Annotated in this window: 22 protein-coding genes; 12 read left to right on the top strand and 10 right to left on the bottom strand. The window is 63.9% G+C overall.

The window, feature by feature from the left end:
* Nucleotides 1–21: 21 nt before the first annotated feature.
* Entirely contained in the window at nucleotides 22–585 is a 564-nt protein-coding gene (locus tag RI444_RS01655; RefSeq protein ID WP_062094727.1) for a MarR family winged helix-turn-helix transcriptional regulator, read from the bottom strand.
* An 85-nt stretch (nucleotides 586–670) separates the two neighbouring features.
* Here RI444_RS01655 and idi point away from each other — a divergent pair, with 85 nt between their 5' ends.
* From idi to RI444_RS01625, 6 genes are read left to right on the top strand one after another with little or no spacing between them, the layout of a single operon-like run.
* Nucleotides 671–1,219, top strand: coding sequence for an isopentenyl-diphosphate Delta-isomerase (gene idi, locus RI444_RS01650; protein WP_021471215.1), 549 nt, complete (start codon nucleotides 671–673; stop codon nucleotides 1,217–1,219).
* Nucleotides 1,216–2,325, top strand: a complete 1,110-nt coding sequence (locus RI444_RS01645; protein WP_069695564.1) for a polyprenyl synthetase family protein — start codon at nucleotides 1,216–1,218, stop codon at nucleotides 2,323–2,325. The genes idi and RI444_RS01645 overlap by 4 nt, the downstream gene beginning before the upstream one ends.
* Nucleotides 2,322–3,227 carry a phytoene/squalene synthase family protein gene (locus RI444_RS01640; protein ID WP_062094722.1) on the top strand — a complete coding sequence of 302 codons (906 nt, stop codon included), beginning with the start codon at nucleotides 2,322–2,324 and terminating at the stop codon, nucleotides 3,225–3,227. The genes RI444_RS01645 and RI444_RS01640 overlap by 4 nt, the downstream gene beginning before the upstream one ends.
* The gene (gene crtI, locus RI444_RS01635) at nucleotides 3,224–4,897 is read left to right on the top strand and encodes a phytoene desaturase family protein (protein WP_207605225.1); all 1,674 of its coding nucleotides are present in this window, start codon (nucleotides 3,224–3,226) and stop codon (nucleotides 4,895–4,897) included. The genes RI444_RS01640 and crtI overlap by 4 nt, the downstream gene beginning before the upstream one ends.
* Nucleotides 4,897–5,292: a lycopene cyclase domain-containing protein gene (locus RI444_RS01630; RefSeq protein WP_021471219.1), complete on the top strand. Its 396-nt coding sequence runs from the start codon at nucleotides 4,897–4,899 to the stop codon at nucleotides 5,290–5,292. The genes crtI and RI444_RS01630 overlap by 1 nt, the downstream gene beginning before the upstream one ends.
* Entirely contained in the window at nucleotides 5,289–6,518 is a 1,230-nt protein-coding gene (locus tag RI444_RS01625; RefSeq protein ID WP_207605226.1) for a prenyltransferase, read from the top strand. Before RI444_RS01630 ends, RI444_RS01625 begins: the two co-directional genes overlap by 4 nt.
* Here the strand turns inward: RI444_RS01625 and RI444_RS01620 are convergent.
* On the bottom strand, nucleotides 6,513–7,079 hold the full coding sequence (locus tag RI444_RS01620; protein WP_021471221.1) for a MarR family winged helix-turn-helix transcriptional regulator: 567 nt from the start codon (nucleotides 7,077–7,079) through the stop codon (nucleotides 6,513–6,515). The genes RI444_RS01625 and RI444_RS01620 overlap by 6 nt on opposite strands.
* 89 nt (nucleotides 7,080–7,168) lie before the next feature.
* Between RI444_RS01620 and RI444_RS01615 the strand changes: the two genes are divergently transcribed.
* From RI444_RS01615 to RI444_RS01600, 4 genes are all read left to right on the top strand, one after another.
* Nucleotides 7,169–8,005 (top strand): tryptophan-rich sensory protein, encoded by an 837-nt coding sequence (locus RI444_RS01615; RefSeq protein WP_021471222.1) that lies wholly within the window; start codon nucleotides 7,169–7,171, stop codon nucleotides 8,003–8,005.
* A 41-nt stretch (nucleotides 8,006–8,046) separates the two neighbouring features.
* Nucleotides 8,047–8,787, top strand: coding sequence for a GAF and ANTAR domain-containing protein (locus RI444_RS01610; RefSeq protein ID WP_021471223.1), 741 nt, complete (start codon nucleotides 8,047–8,049; stop codon nucleotides 8,785–8,787).
* Between the two features lie 150 nt (nucleotides 8,788–8,937).
* Nucleotides 8,938–9,444, top strand: a complete 507-nt coding sequence (locus RI444_RS01605) for a hypothetical protein (RefSeq protein ID WP_242703169.1) — start codon at nucleotides 8,938–8,940, stop codon at nucleotides 9,442–9,444.
* Complete coding sequence (locus RI444_RS01600) at nucleotides 9,444–9,680, top strand: YegP family protein (protein ID WP_021471224.1); 237 nt, start codon at nucleotides 9,444–9,446, stop codon at nucleotides 9,678–9,680. Before RI444_RS01605 ends, RI444_RS01600 begins: the two co-directional genes overlap by 1 nt.
* Here the strand turns inward: RI444_RS01600 and RI444_RS01595 are convergent.
* The 5 genes from RI444_RS01595 to RI444_RS01575 all read right to left on the bottom strand — a co-directional run bounded on the left by RI444_RS01595 (nucleotide 9,642) and on the right by RI444_RS01575 (nucleotide 16,200).
* Nucleotides 9,642–12,005 (bottom strand): glycoside hydrolase family 65 protein, encoded by a 2,364-nt coding sequence (locus RI444_RS01595; protein WP_021471225.1) that lies wholly within the window; start codon nucleotides 12,003–12,005, stop codon nucleotides 9,642–9,644. The two genes, RI444_RS01600 and RI444_RS01595, sit on opposite strands and share 39 nt — an antisense overlap.
* Before the next feature lie 30 nt (nucleotides 12,006–12,035).
* The gene (locus RI444_RS01590) at nucleotides 12,036–12,761 is read right to left on the bottom strand and encodes an HAD family hydrolase (protein ID WP_069695560.1); all 726 of its coding nucleotides are present in this window, start codon (nucleotides 12,759–12,761) and stop codon (nucleotides 12,036–12,038) included.
* 14 nt (nucleotides 12,762–12,775) lie between these two features.
* A complete protein-coding gene (locus tag RI444_RS01585; protein ID WP_021471227.1) occupies nucleotides 12,776–13,816 on the bottom strand; it encodes a LacI family DNA-binding transcriptional regulator in 1,041 nt (346 codons plus the stop codon).
* Between the two features lie 322 nt (nucleotides 13,817–14,138).
* A complete protein-coding gene (locus RI444_RS01580; RefSeq protein WP_062095146.1) occupies nucleotides 14,139–15,425 on the bottom strand; it encodes a DDE-type integrase/transposase/recombinase in 1,287 nt (428 codons plus the stop codon).
* 151 nt (nucleotides 15,426–15,576) lie between these two features.
* Nucleotides 15,577–16,200: an alpha/beta hydrolase gene (locus RI444_RS01575; protein WP_031216152.1), complete on the bottom strand. Its 624-nt coding sequence runs from the start codon at nucleotides 16,198–16,200 to the stop codon at nucleotides 15,577–15,579.
* A 26-nt stretch (nucleotides 16,201–16,226) separates the two neighbouring features.
* Between RI444_RS01575 and RI444_RS01570 the strand changes: the two genes are divergently transcribed.
* Together RI444_RS01570 and RI444_RS01565 are read left to right on the top strand one after the other, a co-directional pair.
* Nucleotides 16,227–16,649 (top strand): helix-turn-helix transcriptional regulator, encoded by a 423-nt coding sequence (locus tag RI444_RS01570; RefSeq protein ID WP_021471229.1) that lies wholly within the window; start codon nucleotides 16,227–16,229, stop codon nucleotides 16,647–16,649.
* A gap of 48 nt (nucleotides 16,650–16,697) precedes the next feature.
* Complete coding sequence (locus RI444_RS01565; RefSeq protein WP_021471230.1) at nucleotides 16,698–17,099, top strand: VOC family protein; 402 nt, start codon at nucleotides 16,698–16,700, stop codon at nucleotides 17,097–17,099.
* Nucleotides 17,100–17,138: 39 nt separating this feature from the next.
* On the opposite strand, the gene RI444_RS01560 is transcribed toward RI444_RS01565, so the two are convergent.
* The 3 genes from RI444_RS01560 to RI444_RS01550 all read right to left on the bottom strand — a co-directional run bounded on the left by RI444_RS01560 (nucleotide 17,139) and on the right by RI444_RS01550 (nucleotide 19,826).
* A complete protein-coding gene (locus RI444_RS01560) occupies nucleotides 17,139–18,254 on the bottom strand; it encodes a glutamate--cysteine ligase (protein WP_021471231.1) in 1,116 nt (371 codons plus the stop codon).
* A gap of 39 nt (nucleotides 18,255–18,293) precedes the next feature.
* Nucleotides 18,294–18,749 carry a hypothetical protein gene (locus RI444_RS01555; RefSeq protein WP_207605227.1) on the bottom strand — a complete coding sequence of 152 codons (456 nt, stop codon included), beginning with the start codon at nucleotides 18,747–18,749 and terminating at the stop codon, nucleotides 18,294–18,296.
* Nucleotides 18,750–19,025: 276 nt separating this feature from the next.
* Nucleotides 19,026–19,826, bottom strand: a complete 801-nt coding sequence (locus RI444_RS01550) for a GAF and ANTAR domain-containing protein (RefSeq protein ID WP_079941601.1) — start codon at nucleotides 19,824–19,826, stop codon at nucleotides 19,026–19,028.

Genomic DNA, 19,826 nt, shown 5'->3' with positions numbered 1-19,826 from the left:
ACCGCAGCCGCGATGAAGGGACTACTCCCAGCTGGTGTTCTCCAAGGAGATCTCCTTGGCCATGTCATCCAGGAACCGCATCACAACGTCCCTTTCGGCGGGGGTCAACCGAGCCGCCGCAATGAACTTCCGCGCGTGCTGGCGTCCCACCGTCCGCATCGCCGCCGCATGCGTTTCCGGGGTGATGAAGATGGCCAGGGCCCGCCGGTCGGAGGGGTGGGGCTCCCGCGTGATGTGCCCGGCACGCTCCAAGCGGTCCAGCAATTTGGTGGTGGACGCCGTCGATATATGCAGGTGCGCGGCTATGGCGCCGGGCGTCGCCAGCACATTACTGTTGGCACAAACAATGAGGTAGTGCAGTGCCCGCATGTCGGAGGCGTTAAGACGCATGTACTTGAGCGAAGCTTCGGATAACCGTTGTTCGGCCTCGCTGAGCCTGCCCATGGCAGCCATCAGCTCGTTGATCTGCCTCAGATCGTCCTCACTAAGCCCCTCCCGGTCCACAAGCTCATGCAACGGATCGTTGGCATCCAGGTTATAGAGACGGGAAGAGGGCTGGCCGTCAACTTCTTCCCTTTTAAGCATATGGGTATGTTACACCTATCTGCCTACATGGTAGTCTTCTTTCTAGCTTGTCTAGCAATTATCGGCGTTGAAGGAAGGCTCAGGAATGAACACAGTAGAGATGGTGGTCCTTCTAGACGACGCCGGGCGGCACATCGGCGAGGCACGCAAGTCCGAGGTCCACACGACCGAAACCCCGCTCCACCTGGCCTTCTCCTGTTACCTCATGAACCACGCGGGTGAAGTCCTGCTGACGCGACGCTCCCCGGAAAAGAAAGCCTGGCCCGGAATCTGGACCAACAGTTTCTGCGGCCACCCGGGGCCCGGAGAAGAACAAGAAGAGGCCGTGATGCGTAGGGCCCGCTTCGAACTGGGCACCGACGTGACGCGGATTGAGTTGGCGCTCCCCGACTTCCGCTACAGGGCGGTGGACCCCTTTGGCATTGTCGAGAACGAGATCTGCCCCGTCTACACAGCCCTTATCCACGGCGAACTGAAGCCCAACCCCACGGAAGTCGCGGACTGGGTCTGGGTGACGCCGGACCTGTTGTCCGGGGCGCTGGAACACTCCGCTTCCGCATTCAGCCCGTGGCTTGCCATGCAGTTCCCCCAGCTCATAAAGTCCGGGGCCCTCCAGGCCGGAGCGAGGGCATGACGCTCATGGCGAACGTCGTCCGAACCCGCTCACACCTCTGTTCCGCCATCGAAGGCGAACTGACAGGCCTCATATCTACGCGTTCCAACTCGGCACGGGCCTACGGACCGGAGTTCAGCCGGCTCTGGGACATTGCCGGCGAGAACATTCTCGGTGGAAAATTCGTGCGGCCGCTGCTGCTCGTGGAAACCTATGACGCTTTCGACGAACACGCCCGGGACCGCAGCACAGCCATCAGCATTGCAGCCGCGATCGAGCTGCTGCACTACGCGTTCCTGCTGCACGACGATGTGATCGACGGCGACCTCGTCCGCCGCGGCCGCCCGAACCTGGTGGGAGCCCTCCTTGCCGAGGCGGGCCAACTGCCGCCGATGGACCAAAGGCCCGACGCCGGCCGTCCGGACAGCGCCCTGCACTGGGCACAAACCGGTGGCATCCTCATGGGCGACATGCTTCTCGCCGCTACCCACCAGGCTTTCGCCCGCGTGGACCTTCCCCACCCGCTGCGCATCCGGCTCCTGGACCTCTTGGAACACACCATCAACGAAACCGTGGCGGGCGAGCAACTGGACGTGGGACTCGGTGACGGCATCATCGCACCGGAGCTCGAAACCATCCTCACCATGTGCGGCTACAAGACGGCAACGTACACCTTTGAGCTGCCGCTGCGGGCAGCGGCGACCCTTGCCGGCGTCGAACCTTCCGTGGAGTCCGCGCTTGCGACGGCGGGACGGCATCTGGGCCTGGCCTTCCAGCTCCAGGACGACTTCCTTTCAACCTTCGGGGATCCGCGCCGGCACGGCAAGGATCCCTTTTCCGACCTCCGCGAAGGCAAGCAAACCGCCATCATCGCCTACGCCCGGAAAACCAGCGCATGGGCGGAGATCGAGCCATGGTTCGGCCGGCCCGATCTCTGCACCCAGGACGGCGAGAATGTCCGCCGCCAGCTCTCCGAATGCGGCGCGGAGACGTTCGTCCAAGGCCATATCGACCAACAGACGCGGGCGTTCCACGACGTCCTCGCCGACACAACCAACCCCATCCCGGACAAGGTCCGCAACGTCCTGCTGGACCTGGCAGCACAGCTTGAAGGACGGCAATCATGAGCGTCGACGTCGACACTTCCTTTACGCAATTCACCCGCACGGCCGAGCGTGCGGCCAACCAGGTGATTTCCGCCTACTCGACCTCCTTTGGGCTGGCCACCCGCCTTCTGGGCCCGCGCCACCGGCAGCACGTACGCAACATTTACGCGTTGGTGCGGGTGGCCGATGAACTCGTGGACGGAGTTACCGCGGAGGCTGGCCTGAGCCGACGGCAGCAGAGCGAAGCGCTCGACCACTTCGTGGACGAAACACACCGTGCGCTGGAGCTTGGCTACAGCAGCGACCTCATCATCCACGCTTTCGCGCAGACAGCCCGCGCGGCAGGCATCGACGCTTCACTGGTGGATCCGTTCTTCGCGTCGATGCGCACGGACCTGGGCGGGCAGGATGCTGCCCCGGCTGGACCTCTGCGTTTCGACTCCGCAGCCCACCAGGGCTACGTCTACGGCTCGGCAGAAGTAGTGGGCCTGATGTGCCTGCGCGTTTTCATGCGGGGCCAAAGAATCGACGACGCCGATGCCGCCGCACTGGAGTACGGCGCGGGAAGGCTCGGGGCCGCCTTCCAAAACATCAACTTCCTCCGAGACCTCTCCGACGACACCGCCCGGCTCGGCAGGAGCTACCTGGGCACGGCGGACCATCTCGAGGACCGGGACCGGATGGAATGGATCAGCACCATCCACGCCCAACTGGCCGATGCCAACGCCGTCATCCCGCTGTTGCCGCATGACGCCCGTGCCGCCGTCAGGAGCGCCCTGGCCCTCTTTGCCGCGCTCACCCGCCGGCTCGAGCGGACATCCATCGCCGAACTCTACGAATCCCGCGTCCGTGTTCCGGACGTCTTCAAAGCCGGCCTGGCTGCCCGCGCAGTCGCCGCCACGTGGTTGGAGCCCCGCGCATGACTTGCAGCACCAGGACCGTAGTAGTGGGCGGCGGCATCGCCGGCCTTGCCACAGCGACCCTCCTCGCCCGCGAAGGACATGAGGTCCAGCTCCTCGAACGGCTCCCCCGTGTCGGAGGCCGCGCAGGCACCCTGGAGAGGGACGGTTTCCGTTTCGATACCGGCCCCTCCTGGTACCTGATGCCCAATGTGTTCGACCATTTCTTCGAATTGCTGGGCACCAGCACCGGAGAACAGCTTGACCTGCGAACGCTGAGCCCCGCCTACCGCGTCTTCAGCGAACCGCACGACGGCGGCTGTCCGGTCCCGCTGACGGTTCCGTTGGGCAGTGACAAGGTCATGGAAACCTTCGAACGCGTGGAGCCCGGCAGTTCCAAGCAGCTGGCAACGTACCTGGCCTCCGCGCGGAACACCTCGGACATGGCGGAGCGGTTCTTCCTCTACAACCCCTTCACCAGGCTGAAGGCCTTGATGCAGCCCGAGGTGGTGCGGAGCCTCCCCGAGCTGGCCAAGTTGCTGGCCATGCCGCTGGAGAAGTTCATCGCAAACCGCTTCCAGGACCCGGTGCTGCGTCAGGTGCTTGGCTATCCTGCGGTCTTCCTGGGGACCAACCCGGCCGATGCTCCCGCCATGTACCACCTGATGAGCGCCTTGGACCTCGGTGACGGCGTCCAATACCCCATGGGTGGTTTCTGGCAGTTGGTGGAACGCCTTGAGGCACTCGCCCTCGAAGCCGGGGTACGCATCCGGACCGAGGCGCAGGTCCTCCAGATCACCACGCGCGAGGCCCCAGCCAAGTCCCGGGAGCGGTTCACCCCGCGCGGACGTTTCCAAAGGCCCGCCCCGCTCCGGGTCCGGAAAACCCGCGAGGTTACCGGCGTCAAGTGGCGCGACAGTGAGGGCGGCGAACACTTCAGCGTCGCGGACATCGTGGTCTCCGGAGCCGACCTGCACCACACGGAAACAAAGCTGCTGGACATCCCGGACCGCAGCTACCCCCGCGCCTGGTGGCAGCGGCGCACCAGCGGGCCGGGAGCTGTCCTGGTGATGCTGGGCGTACGGGGCAACCTCCCTGAATTGCCCCACCACTCGCTGTTCTTCACCCGCGACTGGGAGGCCAACTTCTCGGCCATCTTCGGCAAGCCTTCCCGCGTCCCGGACCCCGCTTCCATCTATGTGTGCAAACCCAGCGCAACAGACCCCGGCGTCGCCCCGAAGGACCACGAGAATCTCTTTGTGCTCGTCCCCATTCCCGCCGATCCCTCGCTGGGCGCCGGCGGAGCAGAAGGGGGCGGAGACGCACTCATCGAGGGCATTGCTGATGCCGCGATTGACCAAATCGCGGACTGGGCGGGCATCCCGGATCTCCGCGAGCGCATCGTGGTCCGGCACACCATAGGGCCCGCCGACTTCGCCAGGGACTACAACTCGTGGCGCGGCGGCATGCTGGGCCCTGCCCACACACTGGGCCAAAGCGCCATGTTCCGGGCCCAGAACGCGTCCAAGAAGGTCAACGGCCTCTACTACGCCGGTGCCACCACGGCTCCCGGCGTCGGTGTCCCCATGTGCCTCATCAGCGCCGAGCTGGTCCTCAAGAGGATCCGCGGCGATCACAGCCCCGGACCAACCCGGGTGCAGCATCCTGCCTGGGTTTCAGGCAAGGTGGGCTGATGGGAGTCATCTATCTGGCATCGCTTCTTGCCGGCATCGTTTGCATGCTGCTGCTGGACCACCGTTTCCGGCTCTTCTTTTGGCATGACGCCAAAGCGGCAACGGTGGTCACCGCCGTCGGGCTGGCGTTCTTCCTGGCCTGGGACATCGCTGGAATCGGGCTGGGGATTTTCCTGCGTGGAGAAAGTGCCATTGCCACCGGCATCCTGCTTGCCCCCGAGCTTCCCCTTGAAGAGCCCGTGTTCCTCCTCTTCCTCATCCTGTGCACCATGGTCCTCTTTACGGGCGCGCGGGAGGTCCTGGCGCGGGCGGCGGACCGGAAAGGGACGGGCGGCGCGTCAGCAGCCGCACGCTCTTCGCACGGAAAGCCGGCGCGCGAACGGGAGAACGCATGACGTACTTGTGGCTCGCCCTCGCCTTCGTGGTTGCTTCCGCGGTGGCAGGAGTCGCGTTTGCCCGGGGTGCCGGCCGCCGGCATTGGCAGGCCACGGGTATCGCCTTCGCCGCTTTGGCCGTGCTCACGGCGGTGTTCGACTCCGTCATGATCGGCATGGAGTTGTTCCACTACGATTCCCAGCACCTGCTTGGCGCAAGCATCGGGCTGGCGCCTGTTGAAGACTTCGCTTATCCGCTGGCCGGCGTGTTGGCTCTTCCCGGCTTGTGGGCCTGGATGACGCGCCGCAGGCGAACACCGGACGGAAGCCACCCCACCACGCCGCACGCCGACGCCAAAGCCGGTTCCACCGACGGGCTCACGGGGCTGCTCCCCCAGGCCTTCGTCGCGTCCCGGCCCATCAGCTGGATCAACACCGCGTACCCGTTCGCCGCGGCCATGCTGCTAACCACCCGCGAGGTCGATTGGGTCCTGATAGTGGGCACGTTCTACTTCCTGGTTCCCTACAACCTGGCCATGTACGGCATCAACGACGTCTTCGACTACGCCTCGGACCTGAAGAATCCACGAAAAGGCGGAATCGAGGGTGCCCTCCTTGCGCCGCGGCTGCACCGGCCCATGCTGTGGCTCGCGGCCGTCACCAACGTCCCGTTCCTGGTGGTCCTCGCTGCCGCAGGCGGCCCGGCCTCGTGGCTGCCGCTGTCGGTGAGCGCCTTCGCGGTGGTTGCCTACTCGGCGGCGGGGCTGAGGTTCAAGGAACGCCCCGTGCTGGATTCCATCACGTCCAGCACGCACTTTGTGAGCCCGGCAGTGGTGGGGCTGGCTATCGCCGGAGCCACGGTCACGCCCGGCTTGGTCATCCTGTTGGCAGCATTCTTTATGTGGGGCATGGCCGCCCACGCGTTCGGCGCCGTGCAGGATATTGAACCGGACCGGCAGGCAGATATCGCTTCGATCGCCACAGTCTTCGGTGCCCGGCGAACCGTGCGTACCGCCGTCGTGCTGTGGCTGCTTGCCGGTCTTGCCATGCTGGCCACCCCCTGGCCCGGGCCGCTGGCGGCCCTGATCGCCATCCCCTACATCGTCAATTGTGCCCGTTGGTGGAACGTGACGGATACGACGGCGGCGCGCACCAATGTGGCGTGGCGGCGGTTCATTTGGCTCAATTACGGCTCGGGTTTCCTGGTGACGCTGATCCTCATCCTCCAGTGGAGCCTCACGTCATGAAGGCTGCGAATCCCCCGCTGCGGCACCCGGTTCACCGTGACCGGCCCCGCCATCCACTGTGTTCTCGTCGTCCACTGTGTCCAGGGCTTGGCGCATATCCCGCAGGAAAGCCGTCACCACGGCAGCTTCCTCCGGGCTCAGCGCGCTGGCCACGTCCATCATGCGGCGGTGCATGCCGCCCAGGGTATGCCGGACTTCCTGGTCCGAAGCCGGAGTGGCCCGGAGGATCAGTGCCCGCCGGTCGGTCGGATGCGGTTCGCGGCGGATGTGGCCGGACTCCACGAGGCGGTCAATCAGGGTGGTCATGGACGCCGAGGTTATCCCGAGCCGCTCGCCCAGATCCTTCGGCTTCATTACGCGGCCGTCGGCCTCGGCCTCGAAGAGGTAACGCAGGGCCAGCAGGTCCTTTTCGCCCATCAGCATGGATGAACGCGTCCGGCGCCGCATGGCTTGCTCGGACACCCTGTAGTCGCGCAGGGCGTTCAGCACGTCCACGGCCTTTTCCTTCTGCACCGGGTCTTTTCCGTACCAATAACCCTTTGCGTGGTGGTCCGCGTCCATCCTGTGTTTCCTTCGATCAGCTTGAAGCTCGTTTCCCTAGCATCTGATACTAAGTCCCTGCACGTGCCGGAAGGAAAGAGGCTGACAGAGTGAATATTTCAGAATCCACCGATTCGACGGCCCGGAATGACCTTGCGCGCCAGGTTTTTGTGACCCTGAGCCTGGTTGTTTGCATTGTTGGTTCCATGATCGGCGTCGGAGTTTTTGGCGGAATTCCCATCGCCCAGGCGGCGGGCGGCGCCCTCAGCGCGGACTCCACGTTGCTTGCGCCGGCCACGCCTGCGTTCTCCATCTGGTCCGTGATCTACACAGGGCTGGTGGCTTACACGGCATGGCAGTGGCTGCCTTCGCAGAAGAGCAATCCACGCCAACGGTCCCTGGGCTGGGTGGTTGCTTGCTCCATGCTGCTGAACGCCGCGTGGATCCTGTCGGTCCAGGCGGGTTGGCTGCCGGTCAGCGTGCTGGTGATCGTTGCCCTGCTTGTGGTTTTGGTGGTCGCTTTCCGGCGCTACATTTCCCGGCGGCCCGCGTCAGTGCCGGAGGCCGTGGTGGTTGACGGAACCCTCGGCCTGTACCTTGGCTGGGCGAGCGTTGCCGTCTGCGCGAACATTGCCGCCGCCCTGAAGGCCGCCGGCTTCTCCGGCTTTGGTTGGCGACCGGAAGTCTGGTCCATCGCCGTGCTGGTGGTGGTGGCCGCCGTCGGAATCGCTGTGGCCGTCAAAGGTGAGGGTCGGCTGGCACTGGCAGCCGCCATCGCGTGGGGGCTGGCTTGGATTACTGTAGGCAGGAGCGCGGACTCTCCCGAGTCCGCACCGACGGCCATAGCTGCAGCCGCAGCCGCAGCCGCCGTCCTGGGAGCCGCGATCATTGTGCGGACCCGTTCCATGACAGCCCTTGCGCGTGTGCGCAGCGGGCAGGAAAGGTAGTTCGCTTGTTAGGTGAGGGGCAGGCTCCTACATTTGGAGCCATGAGTGACCAAGAGAGGTCCGACGACTTCGAGCAACTGGTGGACCTTATCTCCGGCACGGAAGACATCAAGGATTTCCTGGATGGCCTGACCAACTTCTCAGCTGACATGATGAGGCGCGCCACCGGAGTGGACATCGAGTGCGCCGTGACGCTGCGCCGCCGCAAGCGCACAGCGACCATCGGCGGCAACAGCGAACGCGCCATCATCCTTGACCGGATCGAACAACGCCTTGGCGAGGGCCCGTGCGTGGATGCACTGGAATCCGGCGAACCGAAGGTCCTGGAGGACGCGCACAAGGATCCGCGGTGGCCCGTGTACGCGCAGGAGCTGCTCGCCGAAGGCATCACCAGCGCACTGGGCGTGCCCATGGAACTGGGGGACGACTCCAGGGCGGTCCTGAACTTCTTCGCTCCCAGGCCCGGGGTCTTCACCACCAAGGCGATCGCCGACGCGGTCCTCTTCGTCAAGATGTCCAGCAAGGCACTCCACCTTGCCGTCCGGATGGCAGCCTCCAACCAACGCGGCGACGACCTCCAGTCGGCCATGCAGAGCAGGACCGTCATTGACCTTGCGTGCGGCATCATCATGTCGCAGAACCGGTGCTCACACGACGAAGCTTTTTTGATCCTCCGGCGTGCTTCCGGCAACGGGAACCGCAAACTGCGCGACGTCGCCCAGGCAATCGTTGACAGGGTTGCCGGGACGCCGCAGACGAACAGCGCACATTTCGACGAGTAATCAGCAAGGCGAGTAGTCAGTAAGCTGGGTATTATAAACTCGTTTTACGAACTTTTTCGTAATCATTGAATGACATAACTCACATTCTGTAAGCTACTTTTCATAGTCACGCAGCCGGCTTCCTTCGCTCTACGTTTCGGGGAGGTCCGCATGGCCCCCAACACCGTCAAAACCACCTACTCGCATGGCGTAGCGCCGTTCGCGGCCCCCATTGCTCGACGAGGAGCATCAAGGCCGCACGACCTGCCCAACAAACCCGACGCGCTCCTTGGCGCCATCGCGGTCCGCCAACTATTCCGGCGTTGGCCGCTGGTCCCGACGAGGGAATTGGAACGCATCCGCCACGTCCTGGTCCATTGCGACCAATTGGGCTCGGCGGACTCGCACCATCTCTCCGAACCTGCCAAAGCGCTGCTGGAGCTCATCTCATCGGAGCTCGACCGCCGCAGGAACGCCGCGATGGCGGCCCATCCCGCAAGTGGCAGGCCGCGGGCCGCACGCACGGAAACGCCGACTCTCCCCGCAAGGCGGGAGTCGACAGCAAGGCGGGAGTCGACTGCACGGCGGGAGTCGACTGCACGGCGGGAGTCCCCTGCCGCGCGGAAGTCGCCGCCCCGTCAGGAGTCACCGGACCGGCGAGAGGGGAGCGCCGCCTGATGGCAGGACATTTTGAACTGATCGATGCCGCCGGCGGCGACTGTCGCGTACGCCTGGTGGACGCCGACGGCATCGAACTGGCCCTGTCCATGTGCTTCCATGACAAGGACTCCGCAGCCAAGGGGATCTATTCGCTACGGGAAATCGCGGCCAGCGGCCTCATCGAGGACCACACCCGGCCGGCCCCGGCGGGACTGCTACTGCCCCACGATCGGGAGTCCCGCCGTCGGGAATGAACTCGGGAAGATCGACGGCGGCGGCACGGGGACCGCATCCAGCGGTACCGTGACCGTCGTCGTCGTGCCCACCTGGACTTCCTGGTTGCGGACGTTGACCGGCAACGGTTCCTGGCTGTACTCAGGTCCGGGGACCAAGGTCAGCGCGATGGATCCCTGGGACAGTTCCACGGACAACAGGCGCCCTTGGACCTTGAGCCGGAACGCCAGGCCGTCCCATTCCGTGGGCAGGCGCGGATCGAAGCGCAGCACCTCGCCTTGGTCCCGCATGCCCGCGAAACCGCACACCAGCGAACTCCAAATGCCACCGGTCGACGCGATGTGGACGCCGTCGATGGTGTTGCCGTGGGAGTTGTCCAGGTCGATGAAGAGCGCTTCCGTGAAGTGCTTCAGCGCCACGTCGCCGTAACCCACCTCGGCCGCCATGATGCCCTGCACGCAAGCGGACAGGGTGGAGTCGCCCGTAGTGATGGGATCGTAGAAGTCGAACGCCCGCTGCTTCTCCTCAGCGGAGAAGTCCTGCCACTGAAGGAACATGGCCAGGACCGTATCGGCCTGCTTGAGGACCTGGTGGCGGTAGATGACCAACGGGTGGAAGTTCAGCAGGAGCGGGTACTTGGACTTGGGGGTGTTCCAGTCCCAGGGCTCCAGTGTCATGAAGTCGTTGTCCTGGCTGTGGACTTGCAGATGTGGATCGTACGGCAGTGACATGCGTTCCGCGGCCTGCCGCCACACCAGGCGCTCGGTATCGGCAATACCCTCATGCTCGAGCGCCGCTGCCGCACGCAGGTTGAAGCGCGCCATGACGTTTGTGTAGAGGTTGTCATTCACCACGGCCGTGTACTCGTCCGGGCCCGTCACGCCATGGATGTGGAACAAACCGTCCTTGCCGAAGAAGCCCAGCGACGCCCACATGCGGGCCGTCTCGATGAGAAGGTCCGCGCCCACCTCGGCTTCGAAGGCCGCATCCCCGCTGGCCCACTCATAGCGGTTGGCCGCGAAAGCGATGGCGGCGGCAATGTGGAACTGTGCCGTTCCCGCGGCGTAATAGGCGCTGGCTTCCAGTCCGTTGATGGTCCGCCACGGGAAAAGGGCTCCGTCCACGCTTAGCTCCTTGGCCCGGATACGGGCGTCGGGAAGCATGGCATGCCTCGACTCAAGGACTTTCCGGGCCCCGGTCGGGTTGGTGTAGGTGAGGTAGGGCAGGAGGTAGACCTCCTGGTCCCAGAAGTAGTGGCCCTCGTAACCCGAACCGCTGACGCCCTTGGCCGGGATACCTGCCACACCGGCACGCGCCGTGGCCTGGGAGAGCTGGAACAGTGCCCAACGGACTGCCTGCTGGAGTTCAGGTTGTCCGCCGATCGCAACATCCGCGGTGGTCCAGTACGTGTTGTAGTGGGCCTGGCTCTGGGCCAGGATGTCGGAAAACGGCACCAGGTTTGCTTCCGCTTCCGCGGCCAGGCTCTCGCCACGGTCTTCGGCGTCGTCCGCGGAACCGGCCACGACGTAACTGACCGTCTTCTCCAAACGGAACGGCCCGCCGCCGGTAATGGCCAGCACGTAACGCACCGAGGACTCATCCTCGGCCACGACGGTCTCGAACGGCTGCTCGGGCGAGGAAATCCAGTGGTCCACTGCCATGGCCACGCGCTGCCGGGACTCGGAAGTCTCCCACGCCAGGCGCAGCGAGCCATCGGCTCCGTGCAGGTGCAGGGGGAGGAGCACGCGGCCGGCGTGGCGTCCGGAACGCCGGGGATCGTGGACCGAATGGTCCTCCACGGGCTGGTCCTGGCGGTTCACGACGGCGGATGTGATGTCCGCGGACACGTCACGGTCCGCAGTTATGGACAGTTCAAGCCCGAGGCAGCCGCGGGAATCGAACCCCACCGCGCGCCGCTCCACGGTGGTGACCACTGCGCCGGAGCGGCAGGCCCACGTGGTTGATTCCTCGTAGACACCCGTGGAGAAGTCGATGCTCCGGTGGTAGTCCAGCACTGTGGATTCGGACAGGCTCAGGGCTTCGCCGTCGATTGTCACCGTGAAGTTGTTGGCGTCCGGGACATACACGATGCGCTGGCCGGTGCGGGCAAAGCCGTACGCGTTCTCCGCGTGCTTGATGTCCCAAATCTCATGGAACCCGTTGATGAACGTACCCGGGAGTTCGCCGTCCCCGCGCGTGGAGTGCGCGCCGCGCACACCCAAGTGGCCGTTGCCGAGCGCAAAAAGCGTCTCCAGCGTCCCTTCATCACCGGGGACGTGGATGTTTTCCACGAGCTTCCACGGTTCACAGGGGAAGCGCAGCCGGTCGGAGCTGATCAGTGCCATGGGCTGTTGAATTCCTTCGAAAAAGTAGGGTTAGAGAAGATCATCGAGGTCGTCGACCACCAAAGTGGCACCAGCGTCCAGCAGCGTCTGCCGACCCGCCCCGCGGTCCACGCCGATCACCGACATGAAGTTCCCGGCCTTCCCGGCCTGCACTCCGGAGACGGCGTCCTCCACCACGATGCATTCCTCCGTGGGAACACCCAGCAGCGAGGCGGCATAGGTGAAAGTTGCGGGGTCCGGCTTTCCGGGAAGCCCGACGGCGGCGGCAACCTGCCCGTCAACCACCACCTCGAAGTGGTGGTCAAGCCCGGCGGCCTTCAAGACTGCCGGTGCGTTGCGGGAGGACGAAACCACCGCCACCTTCAGGCCCAGTTCCAGTGCTGCATTGATGAATTTGACCGACCCTGGGTAGGGCTCCACGCCGCGCGTATCCACGATCTGGTTGAAGATCGCGTTCTTACGGTTGCCCAGGCCCTGCACGGTCTCATTCGTGGGGGCGTCGTCTGCGGGTCCCTCCGGCAGGGTGATGCCGCGGGAGGTCAGGAAGTCCCTGACGCCGTCGAAGCGCGGCTTCCCGTCAATGTGGTCGAAGTAGTCGCTCTCCCGGTAGCCGTCGGGGTGGCCGGCCTCGGCAAGGTAGCCGTCGAAGAGTTCCTGCCACGCCTGTTCGTGCACCACGGCAGTGGGCGTCAGCACGCCGTCGAGGTCGAAGAGCAGCGCCGAAGCGCCGGTCCAGGCAGTACGAAGTTCAGTCATGTGCGTTTTCCGTTTCAGCGCCGGTGGCGCGTGGTCTTGCGTTCGATGAGCTTGGTGTCGAGGAGGTGGGTTGCAGGTTGGTTGGGGGTATCGGTATTCAAAAGTCGCTCGCAGAGCAGGTTGGCCGCGAAGGCGCCTTGGTCTGCAACGGGCTGGGCCACGGTGCTCAGGCCAAGGAACCAACTCATGGGGTGATCGTCAATGCCAATCACGGACATGTTCTTCGGCACGGAGAAGCCGTGTTCGCGCAACGCCATCAACGCGCCGAACGCCGCCTCGTCGCAGTGGGCGAACACGGCGGTTGGCTTTGCACCCCGTGCAATGAGCTCGGTCATGGCCCGTCGGCCGTCGTCTATGCCGGGAGCACAGGCAACCACCAGGTCCGGGTGGACGGTGAGGTGGTGGTCATCCAAGGCACGGCTGAAACCACGGAACCTCGCTGTTGTTGCCTGTTGTCCGCGTCCTGCCGGCTGTGCCGGAGCGACGTCGCTGAGGACGGGTTCGGTATTCGTGAGAACCGCCAAGTCCCAATGACCCAGCTCCAGCAGGTGTGACGTTGCCTGCCAGGCCGCATGTTCGTCGTCGATTCCAACATTGTCCCACGGAACATTCCGCAGGCCGACGCTGGCCACTGCCAGCCCCGAAGCTTCCAAGGCTTCCACCTCGGAGGGGTCCAGGTCAACATTGAGCAGCAGCACGCCGTCGACTCTTTGCGCCAGTGACTCCAGCCGGCCGAACACCTGCTGTTTCACTGTCTTCTTGTTCCGGAGGCTGATCAGCATGGTGTCATAGCCGCTGTCGCCGAATACTTCTTCTGCTGCTTCCACTGCCTGGGAAAAGAACCAGGTGGTGGCGGTGGGAGCAATGATGGCTACGGATCCTGTGCTGCCGCCGGCCAGCCGCGAAGCAGCGGCCGAGGCCTTGAATCCGAGCTTGCTGGCGGCTTCCGCCACCTGCCGTTGGGCCTTCTCCGAAACGTTGGGGAGATTCCGGAGTGCCCGGGAGACGGTGCAGATGGACAGTCCGGAGAGGACTGCCACGTCCTGTATGGTCACCCTGTGAGTCCTAACCATGCAACACGGCCTCAACCCTTTCCATGCTTGAGCAACATTTTGCGGGGCGGCGCCGCCGGCCACCGCAGCCAAAAGTGTAAGCGCTTACAATTTTGTCATTCAACACTGTGTGGTCGAACATTGTATTGTGACGCGAATCTCACGGAAAGCTTGATTCGACGGCGCGGGTGACGTCTAATCCCCCGGCCCACCTACCCCCCTCCCCCTCCCAACTAGGTCGCATTTGTGCGCGTTTTGAGCGCTTGTCATGTCTCATGACCTTGTAGACACTTCATGTCTCATGACTTCGTGGACGGTTGTTGTCTCACGACTGTGTGGACACTTCGTCTTGGGACTTTGTTTGTCGGCCTCTGCGGGGCGGGTACTTTGTTCGTTTCTTGCGGGTGCCTTGTGGGTCTGCGACGACTCCTGAGGGTTTTCCGTTGCCGACGTAGGTGGTTCCGTGCGGAGGTCTGGGGTGAGTGATGATCTCGGTGCCTTGTGCTCCGAAGAACATGATGGTGGTGTCGTCGTAGATGATGTGCACGGTGGTGCCGGTGTGTTCTTTGCCCATTTTGAAGTGGGTTCCTAGGATCGTCACGGACCCGTTCCGGTTCACTGTTCGGTGCGCGCTTTGCCTGTCCGTTGCGGGCGTGACTTGCTCAGGAACGGTTGGCGGGGGCGTTTTCGGGGTGGCGTTCCAGGCCTCATAGGGCGTCGTTCCCGCGGGTAGGCCTTGATGTTCGCGTTCGTTGTTGTAGTAGAGATCGAAAGCGTCGACCTGCAGTTGCAGGGCAGCCATTGAAGGGGCCGGGAGTTGCCTGTGCAGGTATCGGTGCAGGGTTTGGTGGAAGCGTTCGTTCTTGCCTTGGGTGGTGGGTTTGTAGGGTTTGCCCGTTATCGGTTCGATGCCTTTGGCTTTGAGGAACTCCACGAGGGCCCCGGTGCGGCCGCGGCGGGTGGGATTCAGTGCCGAGCCGTTGTCGGAAAGGAACTTCTGCGGTGCTCCGTGGCGTTCGATGGCCTGGGTAACGACGGCGATTGCGGCGGCGCTGGTTTCGCCGGGTGCGACCAGGGACGCCAGCGCCAAACGCGAATGATCATCGATGAGTTGGAAGATGGCTACCTTCTTGCCGCTGGCGAGCTGCCATTCGGTCGAGTCGATTTGCCAGCACGCGTTGGGTTGCGGATAGACGAACCTTTTGTAGGCGCTTCGAGGCTTCTTCCGCGGTTCGGGCATCACGACACCGGCCCGGGAAAAGATCCTGGCCACGGTGGCACGCGAGGGCGGTGTGAAGCCTTGTCGTGAGAGCTTCGCGATGACAGAAAGCGGACCGTGGTCCTGCCCGCTCTCCTGCAGTTCCGCCCGGGTACCGAGCAGCAACTCGATCATCGCCTGTGGGGTCAGGGCCGGCATGGTTCTTGGAATCGTGGGCTTTTTCTCCAATGCCTTCACCGGCCCCACCTCGGCAGCCGCCGCCCGGACCCGGTAGAACCAGGCCCGGGAGACATTGTGCTTCCTGCAGAACGCAGTAACCGCGCCTCTGGGCGAATCCTCGGACCACGTTGCCACAGCATGCCGGATCTTGATGTCCGGTTGGGGTTTGCTCATGCATAGCAGCAAACCCGCAAGCTAAGTGTCCACGATGTCCTGAGACAGAGTGTCTACGAAGTCATGAGACAGAACTGTCTATTAAGTCATGAGACTCCACACGCGTTTTGAGCGCTCAAAACGCGCACAAATGCGACCTAGTTGGGCCGGTTTAGCGGGGGCCGAGGACGTAATACCGCAGGAAGGCGCCCACATCCACCAATTCAGCGGGCTCGATCCTGTGCCCCATCCCGGGATACGTCCGGGCCGTAAGGGCGGTGTTGGCGTTGAGCCAGCCGTCGGTATGTTCGATCGCTTCGTCATTGATCACGGGGTCGGCCTTGTCCCTGCCCCAGAAGAAGGGCGGCGGGGCGTCGAAGGACTCGCTGAGGGCCAGGAGGTCGTTGTCCAGCACGAAACCGGACAGCCCAACCGTAGCCACGAATTGCTCCGGCTTCAGGCGCAGGAGCGTGCTGGCCATGGCCATGCCTTGGGAATACCCCAGGAGGCTGACGCTGCTGTGGTTGTTCCGGACGGTGTTGATCCAGTCGAACACCCTGTTGGTGGAGGAGATAACGTCCGCGAAGTCATTGGTAAGGAAGTAGTCCAGCAGGAACCATCCGTAGTGGTCGCCAATGACTTTGGGTCCGCGCAAGGCAACGCAGGTGAACTCTTGCGGCAGGTGCGGGAAGAGTGCCGCCATCCGTTCCTCGCTGGTGCCGTAACCGTGCAGCATCACCAACAACGGCGTACCCGCGCGCTCGTTTTCCGGCTTCGACCAAACCACTGAATCCATGGGCATGAGCCTAGTAGACTGACCGCATGACTCCGCAGGAACTGGCCAACCTGGCCCACTTGCGGCGGGCCCGCGACTTCATCGATCGCGAGTACGCGCGGCCGTTGGACGTTCCCACCATGGCAGCCGGCGCCCTCATGTCGCCGGCCCACTTCTCGCGCCAGTTCAAGGCCGCCTATGGTGAATCGCCGTACAACTACCTCATGACCCGGCGCATTGAGCGGGCCATGGCGCTCCTCCGCGCCGGTGCCACCGTCACCGACGCCTGCATGGAGGTGGGCTGTACGTCCCTTGGTTCCTTCAGCTCGCGTTTCACGGAAATCGTGGGAATGCCGCCCAGCGAGTACCGCGCGCTGGAACACGAGGCCGTGAAAGCCATGCCAAACTGCATCGCAAAGCAGCACACACGCCCGGCCAGGAACCCGCCTGCAGCAGCCCTCAAAAGCTGAGCAGGATCGAAGAAGCACGGCGTTCACCGCTGCAATAGCGTGGGCCTCATGAACATTTCCCTGAAGTACGCACATGTAACTGTCACTGATATCGACGAGTCCCTGGCGTTCTACCGTGACGCGCTGGGCCTGCAGGTGAGGAACGACGTCGGCTCCGACGGGCAGCGCTGGGTGACCCTTGGCAGCGACGCGCAGCCCGACTTGGAACTGGTCCTCTCGCCCCCGCATGCCGGCCGCTCCCAGGCCGACGGCGATGCCATCCAGGAACTCCTCACCAAGGGCGTCATGCCCATGCTGGTCTTCACCACCGATGACCTCGATGGCACGTTCGAGAAGCTCCGCGCATCCGGCGCGGAAGTCCTGCAGGAGCCCATCGACCAGCCGTGGGGTCCCCGCGACTGCGCGTTCCGCGACCCCTCTGGGAATCTGATCCGCTTTAACCAGGGCTAGGGATCCGCTTCCGCCGGGGCATCCGGTGGAGGCCGTCGGTCACCCGGTGAGGAGGCCGGCGTCGGGCACTCCGTACCGGTGCGTGGAATCAATGGCCTCCGTGACGACGTCCGCCAGCCGCATCCCCCGGCCGTAGGCCTTTCGCTGGAGCCGCTCGCCCGTTCCGCGCCGGAGTATCGCCGACACTCCGGCGCGCGCGGGTTCGAGGTCGCCCGCGTCCGCGAGCGCCTCGTGGACGTGCGCCAGCAGCGCTTCGAGCACTTCGGCTGCCGGGTACGGACGCAGTTCCGCAGGATGCAGCAAATGGTTTTCAACCCCAAAGCGGCTGGAGCGCCAGTTGGCCATGCGCAGCACGCTGGTGAGAACGCCCGACGGCGGAACCCCCTCGCGCCATTGCCTCGCCGACGTCTCTACCAAGGCCCGCGCAAGGACAGCAATGGTCAGGGCATCCTCGGCGTAAAGGCACACGTCGGCGATCCGCAGCTCGACAGTCGGGTGTCCGCGCGAAAGCCGCGCGTCGAAGTAGATCATGCCCTCATCCAGAGGCACGCCCGTCTTGAGCAGCTCCTCCAGCACGGACCTGTAACCATGCTCGGAACCGAAGACGTCCATGGGGCCGGCAGTTGGCCACCTGTTCCAGATCTGGGTCCGGTAGCTGGCAAACCCAGTATCGACGCCCATCCAGAACGGGGAGTTGGCGCTGAGGGCGAGCAGCACGGGCAACCAGTGCCGCATGCGGTCAAGGACAGCTACGCCTTCTTCGGGGTTTTCGATGGCAACATGCACGTGGAAGCCGCAGGTGAGCTGCTCCCTGGAGACCAGCCCGAACTCCGTTCCCATGGTGGCGTACCGCTGGTTTCCCAGGGTGGGCGTCGCATGGAATACCGGCGGCGTTGCCAGCGCCGCAACGCGGGCGCCCAGGGTCCGGGCGGCAGAATCCGCGAGCGCCCGGCCAAGGTGGATCTCCTCGCGCAACTGAACGGCCGAGGTACAGGGGCGGGAGTTCACCTCAATCTGTTCCTGTTTGAACTCCGATTTGAGCGAGGGCCCGTCATCCGGTCCTGTGGTCTCGAGGATTCCGTTGGCAAGGGCCAGCGGAATCCCGTCCACAGGATCGGCAATGAGCAACTCTTCCTCTACGCCGAACGTACGCATGGCCACCCCTCCCCACCGGATACGTCTATAGAGCCGGCCTCATCCGACGTGCGGAACCTCCGTTTGGAAGCCGCAGCGGCAGTGCAGCACCTGGGTTTGCAGGTACACCTCCAACAAGCTTGGCCCGCCCGGATCGTCAGTGTTCCGGGGCGCCTCGATGAATTGTTCGGCCGGGCGGCCCAAGGTCATGGGCTCACCGCAATGGGTGCAGCTGTACCAGAGACCTGTTGCGGTGGAAGAGAGGAATTCCGCCTGGATGTGGGGCGCGAGCTCCGCCAAACGGACAGCGTGGGCGTAGAACGTATCGCATTCGCTGCAGGTGTAGCTGACTTCAACAATTTCGGACTGGTTCGGCGCGGCTTCAACCACGGTTTCAACAAAGATGTAGGAATCGGTATCGCAGACGGTGCACCAGGGACGGGATCCGGTGTCTCCGATCGCGGGTGTCGCCCCGGTAGAGCGTTTCGGGGCGGGAAGCGGGGAACCAAGCGTCATTGCCATTCTCCTTTATTGCAAGCACCACCGGGGCCGGTGGTTTCCGACAACCGTCCCTTGCGGGACGCACTGAACAGCGTCGGGTGAAGCGATTGCTCCTGTAGGAGCTGCATGTGAAATGGCGGCGAATGCTAACGAAGGATTGCGCCGCACTGCGGACCATCATCGCGGATGGTCCAAGTCATGAGGCTCCAGGGGCTGGTGGCTTAACCCACCTATGAATTTAGTTCAACAGTGCGCGGCCTCACAAGGGATGGCGTCCGGAGTCCCCAGGTGCTAAGGCTCAAAGTGCGACACAGGGGCGGCACCAGCTACCGATTTGATGAGCGACTCGGCGATGTCGCGCAGCTTCTGATTCCGCCCGTTCGACGCCTTCTTGAGAATCTCGAAGGCCTCTTCCTGGCTGCAACGGTTTTGACCCATGATGATTCCGCACGCGAGGTCGATCGCCGTTCTCGAAGACATCGCCTCGCGGAGGTCCTCCGCATGCTGCTGCCTGGTCCCGATTCGAACGGCCAGACGCAAAGCCTTTTCGGCCTGGCTGCCGTAAAGATCACAGCCCCGGATGATGGAGTCCGTGAAGATCCGGGCCTTGGGAGCGAAGAAGTTCAGGGCAGCCGTAGCACCCTCGTCCAGTTCAAGCGGAACGCAAAGGGCTGAGAGGTGACCTCGTTGGGCGATGACCGAGCAGTAATCTGCCCAGCGTTCTTCTGTTGAAGTGTCGTGGACAATCACGGTCTTGCGCTCCCGCATGGCGTGCAGGCAGGGACCGTCACCGTATGCCTGCTGGACCTCGTCGATGAGGCGCGCCTCAGGGCTGCTTCCGGCGACGGTCAGGGCTTTGCGGCGTCGGCTCAGGGTCACCCCGCACAGAACTTCGACGCCAACCTCAGCCGAAACCGCCCCGGAGGAAAAGACCGCGAGTTCATTGAGGAACCCGTTCACGTCTTCGCTGTCGATCACCAGGTCCTGCAAGTGTTCGGCGACGGGGACGCCCGCTTCGCCACCTAGGAAGCCGGCTTCATCCGGAGCCGCAACATTGTTGGAAGACACCGCTCCATGCTGCATTTCATCCAT

This window comes from Paenarthrobacter sp. AT5, assembly GCF_032764245.1.
Lineage (GTDB): Bacteria > Actinomycetota > Actinomycetes > Actinomycetales > Micrococcaceae > Arthrobacter > Arthrobacter ureafaciens.
Note: the sequence above shows the minus strand (reverse complement) of the source record. Positions and strands in the feature narration are given on the sequence as shown.

Bases quoted from the DNA above. Each gene is read 5' to 3' on its own strand.
- RI444_RS01655 (WP_062094727.1), bottom strand. From the start codon at position 585: ATGCTTAAAAGGGAAGAAGTTGACGGCCAGCCCTCTTCCCGTCTCTAT.
- idi (WP_021471215.1), top strand. From the start codon at position 671: ATGAACACAGTAGAGATGGTGGTCCTTCTAGACGACGCCGGGCGGCAC.
- RI444_RS01645 (WP_069695564.1), top strand. From the start codon at position 1,216: ATGACGCTCATGGCGAACGTCGTCCGAACCCGCTCACACCTCTGTTCC.
- RI444_RS01640 (WP_062094722.1), top strand. From the start codon at position 2,322: ATGAGCGTCGACGTCGACACTTCCTTTACGCAATTCACCCGCACGGCC.
- crtI (WP_207605225.1), top strand. From the start codon at position 3,224: ATGACTTGCAGCACCAGGACCGTAGTAGTGGGCGGCGGCATCGCCGGC.
- RI444_RS01630 (WP_021471219.1), top strand. From the start codon at position 4,897: ATGGGAGTCATCTATCTGGCATCGCTTCTTGCCGGCATCGTTTGCATG.
- RI444_RS01625 (WP_207605226.1), top strand. From the start codon at position 5,289: ATGACGTACTTGTGGCTCGCCCTCGCCTTCGTGGTTGCTTCCGCGGTG.
- RI444_RS01620 (WP_021471221.1), bottom strand. From the start codon at position 7,079: ATGGACGCGGACCACCACGCAAAGGGTTATTGGTACGGAAAAGACCCG.
- RI444_RS01610 (WP_021471223.1), top strand. From the start codon at position 8,047: ATGAGTGACCAAGAGAGGTCCGACGACTTCGAGCAACTGGTGGACCTT.
- RI444_RS01605 (WP_242703169.1), top strand. From the start codon at position 8,938: ATGGCCCCCAACACCGTCAAAACCACCTACTCGCATGGCGTAGCGCCG.
- RI444_RS01600 (WP_021471224.1), top strand. From the start codon at position 9,444: ATGGCAGGACATTTTGAACTGATCGATGCCGCCGGCGGCGACTGTCGC.
- RI444_RS01595 (WP_021471225.1), bottom strand. From the start codon at position 12,005: ATGGCACTGATCAGCTCCGACCGGCTGCGCTTCCCCTGTGAACCGTGG.
- RI444_RS01590 (WP_069695560.1), bottom strand. From the start codon at position 12,761: ATGACTGAACTTCGTACTGCCTGGACCGGCGCTTCGGCGCTGCTCTTC.
- RI444_RS01580 (WP_062095146.1), bottom strand. From the start codon at position 15,425: ATGAGCAAACCCCAACCGGACATCAAGATCCGGCATGCTGTGGCAACG.
- RI444_RS01575 (WP_031216152.1), bottom strand. From the start codon at position 16,200: ATGGATTCAGTGGTTTGGTCGAAGCCGGAAAACGAGCGCGCGGGTACG.
- RI444_RS01570 (WP_021471229.1), top strand. From the start codon at position 16,227: ATGACTCCGCAGGAACTGGCCAACCTGGCCCACTTGCGGCGGGCCCGC.
- RI444_RS01565 (WP_021471230.1), top strand. From the start codon at position 16,698: ATGAACATTTCCCTGAAGTACGCACATGTAACTGTCACTGATATCGAC.
- RI444_RS01560 (WP_021471231.1), bottom strand. From the start codon at position 18,254: ATGCGTACGTTCGGCGTAGAGGAAGAGTTGCTCATTGCCGATCCTGTG.
- RI444_RS01555 (WP_207605227.1), bottom strand. From the start codon at position 18,749: ATGACGCTTGGTTCCCCGCTTCCCGCCCCGAAACGCTCTACCGGGGCG.
- RI444_RS01550 (WP_079941601.1), bottom strand. From the start codon at position 19,826: ATGGATGAAATGCAGCATGGAGCGGTGTCTTCCAACAATGTTGCGGCT.